The organism is Streptomyces sp. NPDC055962 (assembly GCF_042270185.1).
GTDB lineage: Bacteria > Actinomycetota > Actinomycetes > Streptomycetales > Streptomycetaceae > Streptomyces.
This window is the reverse complement of record NZ_JBHJYN010000011.1, coordinates 199,794-213,515: the sequence shown is the minus strand read 5'-3', so window position 1 is coordinate 213,515 and position 13,722 is coordinate 199,794. Positions and strand designations below refer to the sequence as shown.

The window sequence follows — 13,722 nt, the reverse complement described above, 5'->3', positions numbered from 1 at the left end:
CGCGCCGACGCCCCCGCCCGTGCCGGGGCCGCCGACGCCGGTGCCCTCCCCGCCGCCCGTCCCGCCGGGCCCCGTGCCTCCTGGTCCCGCGCCCGACCCGATCCCGCAGCCGCCGAACCCCAACCCCGAACCGGTACCCGAGCCGGAGCCCTCACCCCAGCCGGCGGGGTGAGCCGGAGCCCGGCCCCCGCCACCGGGACCTCCCGGTCACGGTGTCGACCGCAGCGGCGGGGCCTGCCGTGTCATCGAAGGTGGCTGGAGCAGGGGCGAGGGCTCGGGGCCCGGGTCGTCGGTCTCGACGATTCCGGCGGCCGGGTGGTCGAAGCCGTCGGGCCAGCGGGTGTGGTAGCTGGCCAGGGCGCCGGTCAGTCGTGCTCCGGAAAGGTCGGCGGTGCTCAGGTCGGTGCCGCGCAGGTCGGCCAGGCGCAGGTCGGCGCGGGTGAAGTCCGCGCCTGCGGCGTCGGCCTTGCGCAGGTTCGCCTCGCGGAGGTCGGCGCCGGTGAAGTCGGTATCGCGCATGTCGGTCTCGACCAGCTTCGCGCCCCTCAGGTCGGCCAGGGCGCATCTGGCCCGCCGGAGAACGGCGGTCGTGAGGTCGGCGTGCCGCAGGTTGACCGATACCAGCGACGCCTGGGTCAGGTTTGCGTGGTAGAGCCCCGCTACCTCCATGCAGGCGCGGTCGAGGTTGACCTCGGGGAGCCACAGTCCGTCGCAGTCCGCCCGGCGCAGGTCGGTGAGGCTGAGATTGACCCAGGACTGCTCCCGGTGCTGACACAGGACGCCGAGCGCGGTGAGCGCCACCTGGGCGTCGGCGGCCCGCGTCTCCAGAGGGGCGATGTCGTTGACCGGTACGTCAGCCGTCGGCGATTGCGGTCCTCCGGCGGGCGGCCAGGGCAGGTGCGTCCGCAGATAGGCCGCCTGGATGGAGATGATGGCCTCCCGGTCGCGGGCGGACTGCTCGGCGATCCGCCACAGGGCGTGCAGCCCGCCGATCCGCACGTCCAGCTTGTCGCTGCCGAGCTGGTCGACCGCCCGGCTGAACCGGTCGGTGACGTAGCCCTCCTGAGTGGCGCGCAACCCGTCCTGGCTCACTCGTAGTTGCCGCCACGTGGCGTAGGCGCCGAAGAGCACGATCAGACCGCCGATGACCTGCAGAAGGGTCGTGCGGACATCGTTCACCGCCTTCAACCGGTCCTGCGCGGCGACGGTCGCCCCGGCGAGGTCATGGTCGACCACGGCGCTCGGAAGCACGACGAAGGCCGCGCCCACGACGCTCAGCCCCATCACCCCCGCCAGCAGAGTCGCAGCCGTGCGATACCTGCCCGGCCCGTCGTCCCGAGTACGCCCCCGGTGGTCCCCCGTGTCCATGGGCACGGGAGCCTAGGCGCCGCCGGGGAGACGATCAAGAGGCCCGCTCGTATCGCGGTCGCCCCACGACATGACACATGCCATGAGAACGGCCTTACGTACGGGGCGGGTTGCCGCGCGGACCGGAGTCCGGCGCCGTACCGTCCGTGCGCTCTCCGGTCCGCGCCCGCAGGACCGTCAGCGCGTCCGCGTGGGCCAGTCCGCTCTCCTCCGCCACCGAGTCGAGTGACTGGGCGTCGCGCACCGGTGCGAAGCGTATGGCGCCGGGCCCGCCGGCGAAGCCGTACACGGCCGGCCGGGGCAGGCTGTTGTAGGCCCACGGGGTGGAGAAGTAGTACGCCCCCGTGTCGTACAGGGTCACGAAGTCCCCTTCCCGCAGTTCGGGCAGCTCGCGGGCGTGGGCCACGATGTCCCCGGCGAAGCAGCACGGCCCCGCGATGTCCTGGACCATCGGTGGCCCGCTCCGGGGCCGGCCCGTCCCGTCGAACGCGCCGACCCGGAGCGGCCAGGCATCCGGCATGAAGACCGTGCGGGTGGCGATCTGCGCCCCCGCGTGGGTGAGCGCGATCCGGCGTCCGCCCGCGTCCTTCGTGTACTCGACCCGTGCCCCGATGAAGCCGTTCTTGGCGAGGAGGGATCTGCCGAACTCGGTGACCAGGTCGTACCGCCCGTCGAAGAGCCCGGGAGCGGCCGTACGGAGCGCCGCCACGTACTCCGTGAAGGCGGGGCGGGCCTCGTCGTCGGCGAAGTTGACCGGAAGCCCGCCGCCGATGTCGATCCCGGTGACCCGGCGTGTGCCGAGCCGCCCGTTGATCTCCTCGGCGAGCCGGTACGTCTCCGCGATGCCCGAGGCGATGAGCTCCAGCGAGCATCCCTGCGATCCGACGTGGGCGTGCAGGCGGGTCAGCCAGGGGCGGTCGGCGAACGCCTGCACGACCTGCTCGCGGGCGCCGGGGTCGCGCAGGGCCACACCGAATTTCGAGGTGGCCGTCGCCGTGCTCATGGCGCCGATGGAACCGCCCCCGACCTGCGGGTTCACCCGCAGCCCGAGGACGGATGCCGAGCCGGGGGAGTGGAGCCCCTCGATGCGGCGCAGTTCACCCAGACTGTCCGCGTTCACCGCGACACCGAGTGCCAGTGCGAGCCGCAGCTCGTCCCGGGTCTTGGCGGGGGAGTCCAGGACGATCCGTGCCGGGGGGAAACCCGCCTCGACCGCGAGCCTCAGCTCACCGGGGCTGGCGACCTCGCAGCCCATGCCGCTCTCCGCGAGGAGGCGGAGCACCGGGATCAGCGAGGCGGCCTTCGCGGCGAAGGTGTGCAGGACCTGGACGTCCGGCCCGGCGGCGAAGGCGTCCCGCAGGGCGACGACGGAGTCGCGTATCCCGTCCGCGTCCAGGAAGCCGGCGAGGGGGCGGTTCTCGCCGAGCAGCCCCTCCTCCACCGCGAGGCGGAGCGCCTCGGCGAACCGGGCGGAGCGGGGGGCGAGGGGAGAGTCCTCGGCCCTCGCGGGATCCGGTGGTGGCGTGCGGCGGGTGTCGTTGATGGGAGCCTCGCAGGTCGGTGCGTTCAGGCGATGAGCGGGACCACGGCCTCCGGCGTCAGCATGCGGAAGGTGAAGGCCTGGTGGAAGTAGAGCCGGATGCTCGTCGCGTCGTGGTCCAGATAACCGATGGACAGGTCCTGTCCCAGGCAGAGCTCGAAGTCGCCGCCGCGGGTGGAGAGCAGGACCCCACCGGTGACGGCGGGCGCCCACAGGATGGGTTCGTCGAGCTGGCGGGCCAGATGGGTGGCCACCGGATAACCGTGGTCGGAGGTCTCGGTGGCCTCGGTGAACGCGTCCGCGCCGAGCAGGAGGCGGTAGGGGCCGTCGACCCCCGCGAGCCGCAGGCGCGTCAGGGCCTGGCTCACCGCGGCCGGATAGTCCCGTGCGTCGGCGGGCAGCGGCACCGGCGCGTGCGAGGAACCGTCCCGCAGCCCCGTGATGCCGGCCGCCGCGTATCCGTCGATGACCGCCATGTCCTCGGCGAACGCACAGGTGCGGGCCGCGTCCTTGACCGGCTGCCAGTCGCTGTCCTCGGATCCGCGCTCCACGTCGTCGACGGCCGCCCTGGTCAGCGTGAAGGGCACCCGCCACTCGACGACCGGGGTCGAGGTACGGGCCCGCGCGATCACATCGGGGGCGGGCGGGTCGATGTCCCGCAGATGCCCGTCGCCGATCGCCGACAGTTCCGGCCCCTGCGGGTCGCTGACGTCGACGACCCGGCGGCCCGCCACATGCCGGCTGAAGGTGCGTCTGGCCTCCTCCTCGATCTGCTCCCAGGCGGATGCGGTGACGGGGGCGAGCTCGCGGTGCAGATTGTTCATCACGGGGCGCTTTCTTGCAGGCTGCCGATGCGCAGCGAACCGTCACGGGCCGGCGCCGGCCCGGGGGCCGGGGCCTCGGCGGGCTCCGGCTCCGGGACGGCCGCGGCCCCGGCGGGGGAGGGCGGCGGCGGGGGATCGTCGAGGAAGCCGGCGCTCGGGGCGTGGAAGAGCGTGCCGGTGACCGCCGTCGAGAAGTCGAGAATGCGGTCGTGGGTGCCGGGCGGGCTTCCCAGGAACATGTTGCGGAGCATCTGCTCGGTGACGCCCGGGTCGGCCGCGTACCCGATGAAGTACGTGCCGAACTCACCCTGCTCGAAGCTGCCGAACGGCATGTTGGCGCGCAGGATGTCCCGTTCGGTGCCGTCGTCCTCGGTGATGGTGTTGAGAGCGACGTGCGAGTCGGCCGGTTTGACGTCGTCGGCGAGCTCGATGTCGCTGAACTTCGTACGGCCGATGATCCGTTCCTGCTGCTCCGTGCTCAGCGCGTTCCAGCCGGTCAGGTCGTGCAGGTACTTCTGCACGACGACGTAGCTGCCGCCCTCGAACGGCGGGTCCTCCCGGCCGACCAGGGCCGCGGCCCTCGCGTCGTCACCCACCGGGTTCTCCGTGCCGTCGACGAATCCGAGCAGGTCCCGGTGGTCGAAATAGCGGAAGCCGTGGACCTCGTCGACGATCTTCACCGCGCCGGCGAGCCGTCCGAGCAGGTGGGAGGCCCACTCCCAGCAGACGTCCATCTGTTCGGCGCGGACGTGGAACAGCAGGTCTCCCGGCGTGGCCGGGGCCGCGTGGACGGGCCCCCGCAGCTCCTCGAACGGGTGGAGGTGCGCCGGTCGGGGACCCGCGAACAGTCGGTCCCATGCGTCCGAGCCGAAGCCCGTCACACAGGCCAGCCCGGCGCTCGGAACCCGGAAGCCGATCGACCGCGCGAACGCCGCCAGGTCGGGCAGCACCTCGCGTACGGCCCCCTCGCCGCCCGGATTGATCGTCGCGACCAGAACCACCGCTGCACTGGTCAGCGGTGCTACGACGGGCTGGACCACGACGGGATCCGGTACGGCCTCGGACATGTGCACTCCGTGGATGGTGGACAGGGCTCCCTGCCACTTATCCACACCACGCCTCCGGTCGCACCCCGGACCGGCCCGGCCGGGCGACGACGGGCCCGTCGTCGCCCGGGGCCTCTCTCAGCCGCTGTGGAGGATCCTGAAACGCCCGGGGTCCGCCGGGTCCCGGTCGACGACCTGGACCGGCGCCGCGGCCCACTGCCAGACGCTGTCGCCCGGCGTGCGGGAGAACCGGATCCGCCCGCGGGTGCCCTCCACGGAGACGCGCGGCCAGTGCGCGGCGGTGCGCGCCCGGTCCCCGCCTGAGGACCGCAGCACGCCGGCGAGGACGGTGATCGTGTCGTAGCCCTCGAAGGCGACGAAGGAGGGCGCTTCGCCCAGCCGCTCACGAAGCGCCGCCCCGACACGGAGTCCGAGAGCGCCGAGGTGCTCGGGCAGGTAGCGCAGGAAGGGGACCGCGGCGCCGTCGACACCCAGCTCCGTCGCCCAGGAGGTGAGCTCGGGCTGCCCGGCCGGGGCGCCGATCAGGATCCCGGCGAGCCGACGGTCGTCGCGGACGGACCTGACAAGCGGCAGTGCCGGATCCGGATGGCCGACCAGCAGGAGGAGCGCGGTCGCACGGTGTGCGACGAGCTCGTCGCACACCTGTGCCGGGGTGAGCCCTCGCATGTCGAGTGCGACGACGCTGCCGCCGCGCGGAGCGAGGCATTCCCGCAGGATGCCGGCCCCCGCCGCCCAGTAGACACTCGGTTCGGCTGCGACGGCGACGCGGGTGTGGCCCGCGCCGAGCAGGAAGTCCGCGTAGACCCGCCACCCTCGGGACTGCGGCGGGGGGAGGCGGGCGACCCACTCCGTCGGACGTCCGGTGAGCGCGTCGAGCACCGCTGACGAGCAGAGGAACGGGAGGCCGAGGGCATCGGCCCTGGTCGCAGCGGATCGGGCGACCACGCTGTGGTACTCCCCGGCGAGGGCGGCCACGCCCAGCCGGGCCAGTTCGTCCACGGCGGCCGTCGCCTTCTCCGGATCAGCCGCCGTGTCCCGGACCAGCAGTTCCAGCGGACGTCCGTCGATCCCGCCGCCGTCGTTGCACTCCTGGACCGCCCACTCGATCCCCGCCAGCAGATGGCGACCCGCCTCGGCCCAACCGGGCCGGGTCAGCGGGACGAGCGCGCCGATCCGGACGGGCGATGCGCCGGACCGCTCGGCTGCGGGCGGCATGGGTGGCGTGGTCATGCGTCGGTTTCTCCCGAGTGAGGTGCTGCGGCCGTACGTCGCCGGGACCGCGGAGTGAGCGTCGGTGGAGCCGAGAGTAACTCCCCACCGGCGAACCGCAGTCAGCGGCCCCGGGGCCTCCTGTCCGCACCGGATCCCGCCGTCCCGTCCATCCGGCCCGCCCCCCTTCGCGCCAGGGGGCCTCCAGGATGGCTGCCCGACGTGGCCGTTTCCTAGCCTCCCCTCATGATCTCTCGCCGTTCCCGCCTGTCAGCCGCTGTGCTCGCCCTGACCCTGTCGTCCCTGCCGCTCGCCTCCGCTTCGGCCGCATCCCCTTCCGCCGGCGAGCGCTCCCTGCAGCACGATGCCGACGCGCTGCGCGATGCCGGTGTCACGGGAGTGGCGGTTCGCCTGGAGACCCCGCACGGGACCGTGACGGCCCGCTCCGGGGTGGCCGACCTCGCCACGCGCCGTCCGGTCCCGAAGGACGGCTACCTCCGGCTGGGCAGTACGACCAAGACCTTCGTCGCCACCGTGATGCTCCAACTCGTGGGTGAGCAGAGGATCTCCCTCGACCGCACGGTGGAGCAGGTGCTGCCCGGGGTCGTGTCCGGAGCCGGGAACGACGGCGGAGCCTCACCGTGCGCGACCTCCTGCAACACACCAGCGGGCTGTCCGACTACATCTACGACGTCTTTCCCGACCCGGGGGCCCGGACCTACTTCGCCGAACGGTGGCGTGCGTACGAGCCCGAGGAGTTGGTCGCCCTGGCCGTGCGCCACGAGCCCGCCTTCCCGGCGGGCACCCGCTGGGCGTACTCCAACACGAACTACGTGCTCGCCGGAATGATCATCGAGAGGGTCACGGGCCGCCCCTGGGAGGAGGAGGTCCGCCGGCGCATCCTGCGCCCCCTCGGCCTGAAGCACACCGACACTCCCGGCACCCGGCCCTACCTGCCGAATCCGCACACGACCGACTACCAGCAGTTCACCGCCGGCGGGCCGATGATCGACACCACGATTCCCTACCGCCCCTTCGACAGCGGGGCGGACGGCTCGATGACCGGCACGGCCCGCGACCTCAACCGCTTCTACACCGCACTGACCGACGGAAGTCTGCTGAAGCCGGCCGAGTCCGCGGCCATGCGGGCCACGGTCCCGGTGCCGCACGACGGCGGCCACCCGGCAGGGACGGAGGACGGACTGGGGCTGTTCCTCACACCTCTGTCCTGCGGGGGCGGCTATCTGGGGCATGGAGGAAGCGGCTTCGGCTACGTCGTCCGCGCCGCGGTCACGACGGACGGGCGGCGGGCCCTCACCGTCTCCGCGCACAGCCGTTCGGCGGACCCGCAGGCCGCCGCCCGTCAGGAGGACGCACTGCGCGACCTCGTCGACCACGCCCTGTGCCGGACCATGTGAAGTCGGCAGCCGGTCGCGGCGGCCGGGGCAGCCCTCAGGCGGCGAGCCATTCGTGCGGCCGGCCGCCCCGCCACCGGACCCAGCCTGAGTCGTCAAGGAGCAGCTCCGGGTCGTCCAGGCCGGCGCGGCGGAGGAACTCGACGACGTCGCGGTCGTTGTGGGCGATGCCGAGGATGTGTGTCTCACCGGCGGTGCGGACGGAGACGCGGCGGCCGCCGTCGGCACCGAGCGGATGGACGGTGACAGGCGGGTTCATGCCTCCACCGTGCCCAGGTTCTCCGCGGGGCGCCACCCGCAGGAGACGGGGCGCCCGGATCGTTCGCCCCGTCTCTCTCAGGCGTGGGCGAGCTTCTTCGCCTTCTTCTCGCTCTTCCAGAAGCCGGAGAAGGTGATGCGGTCCTTCGGCAGCCCGGCCCGGACGAGGTGGCGGCGGCCCTCGGTGGCGAGCGTCGACTCGCCGACGACGAACGCGTAACCGGACGCGTCGACGACATCGTGGCGGCGTAGTTCGTCCAGGGCGGCGGCACCGGGCACCGCGGTCGTGTCGTCGCGGACCACCCAGGTCACGGAGACACCTGCCGGTGCGTCCAGCGGGCGGCGGTCCGCGGCGAGCGGGATCTCCTGGATGACCCGTCCCACGGTGTCCCGCGGGAGGGAGCGGAGGATTCCGGCGGTCGACGGCAGTCCGCTCTCGTCGGCGACCACGAGCACCTCGGTGGCGTCGGCCGGGCGGTCGAAGATGAGCCCCTGGTCCAGCAGTGCGACCGGGTCACCGGGGAGGGCGGCGCACGCCCAGATCGCCGCGGCGCCCTCGGCCTCACCCTCCGGGCCGCAGTGGACGACGAAGTCGATGTCCAGCTCGGCCGCTTCGGGGCGGAAACCGGCGACGGTGTAGTTGGCGCAGTGCGGCCGTACGTCTTCCGGGATGGCGTAGTACGGATCCCACCAGCGCGCGCCGGTGAGCTCCGGGAGCACGAAGTCGACCTGATGCGGAAGGCGCAGGAAGAGGCGGAACCAGTGGTCGTACCCCAGCCACGGGAAGTCGCTGAGGTCGGCACCGGTGATCGTCACCCGTTGCATCGAGGGGGAGAAGCGCCGGCTGCGCACCACTTCGCCACGGAACAGACCGGGATTCTTCGGCAGGAGCCTGGGGGTTTTCGACACGAAAGAAGGTTAGCCTAAGCTAAATAAATCCCCAAGCCCCAGGTACTGCCCTCTTTCGCCGCGGCGTGATGTCCGCGCCGGTCGCTCCGCTCAGCGGTCTGCGAGCGCGTCCAGGAGGGCGCCGGGATCGGTCAGGTCGGGCAGGACGCCGTCCGCCCCCGCGTCACGGAGTTCCGCCACAGTGGAGTTCCCCGTGGCGACGGCCAGGACCCGCACCCCGTGGATGAGGCCCGCGGCGACATCGGACGGCGCGTCACCGATCAGTACCGCGCTCTCCGCCGTGAGCGGGGTGTCCAGGGTGCTCCGGGTGCGCTGGAGGGCCACGCGGACGAGTTCGCTCCGCTCCTCGTGGTCCTCCCCGTAACCACCCAGCGGGAGGCGGAGACGGGTGTCCAGTCCGAACGTGGTGAGCTTGGCGTCGGCCACCGCTGCGATGTTCCCGGACACCACGCTCTGCACCGTATCGCCCAGTCGGGCCACCGCCGCCAGGGCGTCCGCCGCCCCGGGCAGGGCGCGTCCCCGCTCACGGAGTTCGACGGCTCGGGCCCGGTGCTGTTCGGCGGAGAGCCGGGCGAACGCCTCGACCATGGGGCGGTCGCCGGTCAGGCCGTGGAGTTCGGCGGTCCGGCGGAAGACGGCCGGTTCCGTCATTCCGTCGGCCGGTGCCCGCTCCGTCATCACCTGCCCGGTGACCCGCTCGAAGCAGTCCGCGAAGATCTCCTGCCCGACGCCCCCGGTCGTGATCAGGGTGTGGTCCACGCCCCACAGCAACAGCTTCACCATCGGTCTCCACCTCACCGGCCATCCGTACGCGGCCTGTTCGCCGTGTCACACGTTCGTGCACCACCACCGACTACCCGCGCGGGCGATGACTCTGCGGCGACCCGCCGGAATCGTTGCTCCCTCCTGCGGGCGAAGTTCCGACTCGATCCTGCGAACAAGAGTTGAGGCGCGGATATCGACTTGCACATACTGTGTATTGGGCCGCTGATGGCCGCATCTGCTGATAGGGGCGAACATGGGTGTCCTGGTGGTGCAGCACGTGCCGGGAGAGGGTCCGTACGCGATCCGGGAGGCCCTGACGGCGGCCGGGCTGTCCGTGGAGGTGTGCCGGGTGTGGGCGGGCGACGGACTGCCGCAGAGTCTTCAGGGCCACGAGGCGCTCGTGGTGACGGGTGGCCCGATGGGTGCGGCCCGCGACGACGGCTTCCCCACCCGCGACGCCGAACTCCGTTTGCTGCGCGAGGCGTTGGCTGCCGAAGTGCCGTTGCTCGGTGTGTGCCTGGGCGCCCGGCTGCTGGCCGTCGCAGCCGGCGGCGTGGCCCGGGCGGGGACAGGGGTGCAGGCGGACCGGAGCGAAGTGCTTCTGACTCCGTGGGCCGGCCACGACCTGCTGTTCCGGGGCATGGCCGGGCGCTGGGGAGCGTCCCACTGCCACGGCGACGGGGTGGAACTGCCCGACGGGGCTGTGTCGCTCGCCGCCCGCGCGCGGTATCCGGCCCAGGCGTTCCGGGTGGGCGGCGCGGCATGGGGGCTGCAGTTCCACCCGGAGGCAGAGGGGACGTCCGCGCCCTCCAGGGACCGGGTGTTCGGCCGGTTCGCGGCCCTCGTGGCGGCGCGGGCACCGCACACGGCGACCCGTACGTTCTTCACGCCCCGGGCCGACGCCTGGGAGACGCGCTTCGCCGCCGACGGCCCGAGGTACGCGGAGGCGGTGGCCCGGATGGGCCTGCGCCCCGGCCGTACGGTTCTGGACCTCGGCTGCGGCAGTGGGCGTGCCCTGTCCGCCCTGCGCATGGCGGTGGGGGCGGCCGGGACGGTCCTCGGTCTGGACGTCACCTCGGCCATGCTCGTGGCGGCCGCCCGTGAGGGCCGTCGGGGGCCTGCCTCCCTGCTGGCCGCCGACTGCATGCGCCTGCCACTGCCGCCGGGTGCGGTGCACGGGATCTTCACCGCCGGCCTCCTCGACCACCTGCCCGACCCCGGAGCGGCGCTGCACGAATGGGCCCGTGTCACCGCCCCGGACGGCGTGCTCCTCCTCTTCCATCCCTCCGGCCGCGTCGAGCGCGCCGCCCGTCACGGCCGCCCCCTGACCCCCGACGACCCGCTGGCCGAACCGAACCTGCGCCCCATGCTGGACGCGAGCGGCTTCGAACTGGTCCGCTACGAGGACGCCCGGGAGCACTTCCTGGCCCGTGCCGTGCGAGCCCGCTGAGACCGGGATGATGTCTGCTCGCCCGTCAACGCCCCTGTCCGCCGGGGAGTTCGGCACGCTCGTATCCGCGGGCACAGCACTAGAGTGGGACGGTGACCTCCGTTCCGGAAGACCTGCCGTCCCTCATCGGTGAAGACACGCGTGACGCGACCGTGCGGCGGCTGCAGGAGGCCTATGCCGAAGGGCACCTCTCGCACCAGCAGATGGACGAGGGCCTCGGCCGGGTGCTCGCCGCCCGGACACGCGCGGACATCGCTTCGGTCCTGGCGTCGCTCCCGGAGGAGAAGCCGGACACCACCTCCACGATCGCCGCAGCCGGGGGACGGATCAGGCGGCGCGGCGCATGGCGGGTGCCGCGGAAACTCAAGGTCGAGTCCGCGTTCGGACGGGTGTACCTCGACCTGTCCCGCGCCGTCTTCGAGCATCCGGAGGTCGACATCGAGCTGCAACTCGGCACCGGCAAGGCCAGGATCACGGTGCCGCGCGACGCGGTCGTCGACTTCGACGCGTTGCACACCGGGTGGAAGGACACGCGCTACAAGCCTCGCCGGGACTCCCGCGGCAGCGGACCGAGGATCCGGATCACCGGGGCGCTGGGGTACGGGCGGCTGAAGATCCGCCACGCCCGGCGCTGAGGGCATCGGGTCTCCCGGCACCGGCGTACCTGGCCCGCCGGGTCCACCCGTTCCGGTCCTCCTGGTCCGGTTCTGGGGCCGCATCGGGCTTTGCTCGCCCCGCAGTCGGGCCCCGGCCTGTCGGTCGTTCCGGGCGCTGGCGATAATCGGGCGATGAGCACCATCGACCGCCCCGTGCCGCCCCTGAACGCCGACGAGCGCACGACCCTGGAAGGCTGGCTCGACTTTCACCGCGCCACACTCGCCATGAAATGCGAGGGACTGGACGATACGCAGGCCGCCCTCGCGTCCGTGCCGCCGTCCGGCTTCACCTTGACCGGCCTGGTCCAGCACATGGCGGAGGTGGAACGGAATTGGTTCCGTCGCGTCTTCGCCGGGGAGCAGGCTCCGCCCATCCACGACCCGCAGGCCGACCCGGACGGCCCCGACGGGGGTTTCGACGTGGCCGCGGGCGCCACCCTGAGCGACGCCCTTGCCACCTGGCACGCGGAGATCGCCCGCGCCCGGGAGCACTGCGCCGGCCGCGCCCTGGCCGATACGGGTCGCTTCATGGAGCAGGACGTCAGCCTGCGCTGGATCTACGTCCACATGATCGAGGAGTACGCCCGCCACAACGGCCACGCCGACCTGGTCCGGGAACGCATCGACGGCACCACCGGGGTGTAGCGCAGGCGGCGTGACCTCGGCCCTTCCGCACCGGACTCCAGGACCACCCTTCCACGCCGGCCCTGGCCGCCGCCTACCCTTCCGGCATGCAGCGCAGCGAGGTCACGCGGGACGACGGCACATGGACCGGCCTGTCCCTGCACGTCCAGGCCCGCCGTCGGCCGGACCTGTGCGTGTCCAGTGCCGGGCCGCGGCTGCTGGTCTCCCGATCGTCGCATCCCGTGCCCCCGGACGGAGCCGCCGCAGCCGGTCCACGGCTCGTACGCCTTCTCCACCGCCTGGACACGGCGAAGCAGCCGACCTGGGCCTGGCCCCTGCCCGGAGGCGAAGGGGAGTGGCGCCGCCTCGCGCGCGAGGCGGACGCCGGCGAGGGGCTGCTCGGCACCTGAGCCCTGCCCCGACACCGCGCTGCCGCCCACGCCCGGCCGGGGAAGCCCCTGGGGAGTCGCCTGCCGGCCTGCCCGGCGGGGTCGGTGCCGACCCTCGCGGACGGCGGCGGCGGACGCCGTGTCAGGCCGGGTACGCGTGCGTCTGGGTGGCCTTCACCGTGGCCCAGACCTGTGCTCCGGGATGGAGGTCGAGTTCTGCCGCGGCGACGGTCGTCAGATCCGCGGCGAGGGGGAGCTCGCCGGTGAGATCGGCGCGGATCTGATCGCCGTGCGTCTCCAGTCCCGCGACCTCGCAGTGCCAGAGGTTGCGGGCGCTGGAGCCGGTGGGACGGTCGCGGTACAGGGTGACGGCGCTCGGGGGGAAGGCGACGAAGGCGGGGCCGGTGAGCTCCTCCGTGGTGGTGACCAGGGGCCCCGCGTCCAGCCGCACCGTGTGCCCCTCGGACCGGCCCTTGTAGAGATTCAGGCCGACCAGCTGGGCGATGTAGTCCGTGCGGGGACGGCGGGCGATGTCCGCGGGTGCGCCTTCCTGGACGACCCGGCCGTGTTCGACGACGACGAGCCGGTCGGCCAGCACCATGGCGTCCAGAGGATCGTGCGTGACCAGCACGGCCACCGCCTCGAAGTCGGCGAGGTGGCGGCGGAGCTGGGTGCGTACGTCGAGCCGGGTGCGCGCGTCGAGCGCGGCCAGCGGCTCGTCCAGGAGGAGGAGCCGCGGATGCGTCGCCAGTGCGCGGGCGAGGGCGACCCGCTGCGCCTGGCCGCCGGAGAGCCGCCGCGGCTTGACGCCGGCGTGCTCCGCCAGGCCCATGCGGTCCAGCCACTCCGTGGCCTGGGCGCGGGCCTCCGCCTTGGAGGCACCCTGGCAGCGGGGGCCGAAGGCGACGTTGTCCAGCGCGGTCAGGTGAGGGAACAGGAGGTAGTCCTGGAACACGACACCGACCGGCCGTGACTCCGGCGGCGTACCGTCCAGCAGGGTCCCGTCCAGGCGCAGATGACCTCCCGTCAGGGGCAGGAGCCCCGCGAGGGCCCGCAGGGCCGTGGTCTTGCCCGCCCCGTTCGGCCCGAGGAGTGCGACGACCTCACCGGGCGCGACGGTCAGTTCCACGTCGAGGCGAAAGGCCCCGCGGTCCACGACGAGGTGAGCGTCCACACCGACCGCCGTGGCGCGGCCGGCATCGGGCTCCTGGTCGATACGGGTCATCGTGCGTCCATCCAGCGGTCGGA

13 protein-coding genes and 1 pseudogene are annotated in these 13,722 nt (G+C 73.0%); 5 read left to right on the top strand and 9 right to left on the bottom strand.

Going from position 1 to position 13,722, the window contains the following annotated elements; all coding sequences use genetic code 11:
* Nucleotides 1-207: 207 nt before the first annotated feature.
* From ACFC51_RS27685 to ACFC51_RS27665, 5 genes are all read right to left on the bottom strand, one after another.
* The gene (locus ACFC51_RS27685; protein WP_376531466.1) at nt 208-1,284 is read right to left on the bottom strand and encodes a pentapeptide repeat-containing protein; all 1,077 of its coding nucleotides are present in this window, start codon (nt 1,282-1,284) and stop codon (nt 208-210) included.
* Between the two features lie 178 nt (nt 1,285-1,462).
* Nucleotides 1,463-2,809, bottom strand: coding sequence for a diaminopimelate decarboxylase (locus ACFC51_RS27680; protein WP_376369978.1), 1,347 nt, complete (start codon nt 2,807-2,809; stop codon nt 1,463-1,465).
* A 125-nt stretch (nt 2,810-2,934) separates the two neighbouring features.
* Nucleotides 2,935-3,732: a family 1 encapsulin nanocompartment shell protein gene (locus tag ACFC51_RS27675; protein ID WP_376370041.1), complete on the bottom strand. Its 798-nt coding sequence runs from the start codon at nt 3,730-3,732 to the stop codon at nt 2,935-2,937.
* Complete coding sequence (locus ACFC51_RS27670) at nt 3,732-4,799, bottom strand: Dyp-type peroxidase (RefSeq protein ID WP_376369976.1); 1,068 nt, start codon at nt 4,797-4,799, stop codon at nt 3,732-3,734. Before ACFC51_RS27670 ends, ACFC51_RS27675 begins: the two co-directional genes overlap by 1 nt.
* A 117-nt stretch (nt 4,800-4,916) precedes the next feature.
* Entirely contained in the window at nt 4,917-6,029 is a 1,113-nt protein-coding gene (locus ACFC51_RS27665) for an ABC transporter substrate-binding protein (RefSeq protein ID WP_376531419.1), read from the bottom strand.
* Between the two features lie 225 nt (nt 6,030-6,254).
* Here ACFC51_RS27665 and ACFC51_RS27660 point away from each other — a divergent pair.
* Nucleotides 6,255-7,426: pseudogene (locus ACFC51_RS27660) on the top strand (serine hydrolase domain-containing protein).
* Between the two features lie 34 nt (nt 7,427-7,460).
* Here the strand turns inward: ACFC51_RS27660 and ACFC51_RS27655 are convergent.
* The 3 genes from ACFC51_RS27655 to ACFC51_RS27645 all read right to left on the bottom strand — a co-directional run bounded on the left by ACFC51_RS27655 (nt 7,461) and on the right by ACFC51_RS27645 (nt 9,373).
* Nucleotides 7,461-7,682, bottom strand: a complete 222-nt coding sequence (locus ACFC51_RS27655; RefSeq protein WP_376369971.1) for a hypothetical protein — start codon at nt 7,680-7,682, stop codon at nt 7,461-7,463.
* 77 nt (nt 7,683-7,759) lie between these two features.
* Nucleotides 7,760-8,590: a siderophore-interacting protein gene (locus tag ACFC51_RS27650; RefSeq protein WP_376369969.1), complete on the bottom strand. Its 831-nt coding sequence runs from the start codon at nt 8,588-8,590 to the stop codon at nt 7,760-7,762.
* A 90-nt stretch (nt 8,591-8,680) separates the two neighbouring features.
* Nucleotides 8,681-9,373: an HAD family hydrolase gene (locus ACFC51_RS27645; RefSeq protein WP_376531417.1), complete on the bottom strand. Its 693-nt coding sequence runs from the start codon at nt 9,371-9,373 to the stop codon at nt 8,681-8,683.
* 235 nt (nt 9,374-9,608) lie between these two features.
* Between ACFC51_RS27645 and ACFC51_RS27640 the strand changes: the two genes are divergently transcribed.
* The 4 genes from ACFC51_RS27640 to ACFC51_RS27625 all read left to right on the top strand — a co-directional run bounded on the left by ACFC51_RS27640 (nt 9,609) and on the right by ACFC51_RS27625 (nt 12,495).
* Nucleotides 9,609-10,805, top strand: a complete 1,197-nt coding sequence (locus ACFC51_RS27640; protein WP_376531415.1) for a methyltransferase domain-containing protein — start codon at nt 9,609-9,611, stop codon at nt 10,803-10,805.
* Nucleotides 10,806-10,897: 92 nt separating this feature from the next.
* On the top strand, nt 10,898-11,440 hold the full coding sequence (locus ACFC51_RS27635) for a DUF1707 domain-containing protein (RefSeq protein ID WP_376369965.1): 543 nt from the start codon (nt 10,898-10,900) through the stop codon (nt 11,438-11,440).
* 153 nt (nt 11,441-11,593) lie between these two features.
* Complete coding sequence (locus tag ACFC51_RS27630; RefSeq protein WP_376369963.1) at nt 11,594-12,106, top strand: DinB family protein; 513 nt, start codon at nt 11,594-11,596, stop codon at nt 12,104-12,106.
* 86 nt (nt 12,107-12,192) lie between these two features.
* Complete coding sequence (locus ACFC51_RS27625; RefSeq protein ID WP_376531413.1) at nt 12,193-12,495, top strand: hypothetical protein; 303 nt, start codon at nt 12,193-12,195, stop codon at nt 12,493-12,495.
* Between the two features lie 121 nt (nt 12,496-12,616).
* Here the strand turns inward: ACFC51_RS27625 and ACFC51_RS27620 are convergent, their stop codons facing one another.
* Entirely contained in the window at nt 12,617-13,699 is a 1,083-nt protein-coding gene (locus tag ACFC51_RS27620) for an ABC transporter ATP-binding protein (RefSeq protein ID WP_376531411.1), read from the bottom strand.
* Nucleotides 13,700-13,722 lie beyond the last annotated feature (23 nt).

Coding starts and splice junctions, on each gene's coding strand:
- ACFC51_RS27685 (WP_376531466.1), bottom strand. CDS start 1,284: ATGGGGCTGAGCGTCGTGGGCGCGGCCTTCGTCGTGCTTCCGAGCGCC.
- ACFC51_RS27675 (WP_376370041.1), bottom strand. CDS start 3,732: ATGAACAATCTGCACCGCGAGCTCGCCCCCGTCACCGCATCCGCCTGG.
- ACFC51_RS27670 (WP_376369976.1), bottom strand. CDS start 4,799: ATGTCCGAGGCCGTACCGGATCCCGTCGTGGTCCAGCCCGTCGTAGCA.
- ACFC51_RS27665 (WP_376531419.1), bottom strand. CDS start 6,029: ATGACCACGCCACCCATGCCGCCCGCAGCCGAGCGGTCCGGCGCATCG.
- ACFC51_RS27655 (WP_376369971.1), bottom strand. CDS start 7,682: ATGAACCCGCCTGTCACCGTCCATCCGCTCGGTGCCGACGGCGGCCGC.
- ACFC51_RS27645 (WP_376531417.1), bottom strand. CDS start 9,373: ATGGTGAAGCTGTTGCTGTGGGGCGTGGACCACACCCTGATCACGACC.
- ACFC51_RS27640 (WP_376531415.1), top strand. CDS start 9,609: ATGGGTGTCCTGGTGGTGCAGCACGTGCCGGGAGAGGGTCCGTACGCG.
- ACFC51_RS27630 (WP_376369963.1), top strand. CDS start 11,594: ATGAGCACCATCGACCGCCCCGTGCCGCCCCTGAACGCCGACGAGCGC.
- ACFC51_RS27625 (WP_376531413.1), top strand. CDS start 12,193: ATGCAGCGCAGCGAGGTCACGCGGGACGACGGCACATGGACCGGCCTG.
- ACFC51_RS27620 (WP_376531411.1), bottom strand. CDS start 13,699: ATGACCCGTATCGACCAGGAGCCCGATGCCGGCCGCGCCACGGCGGTC.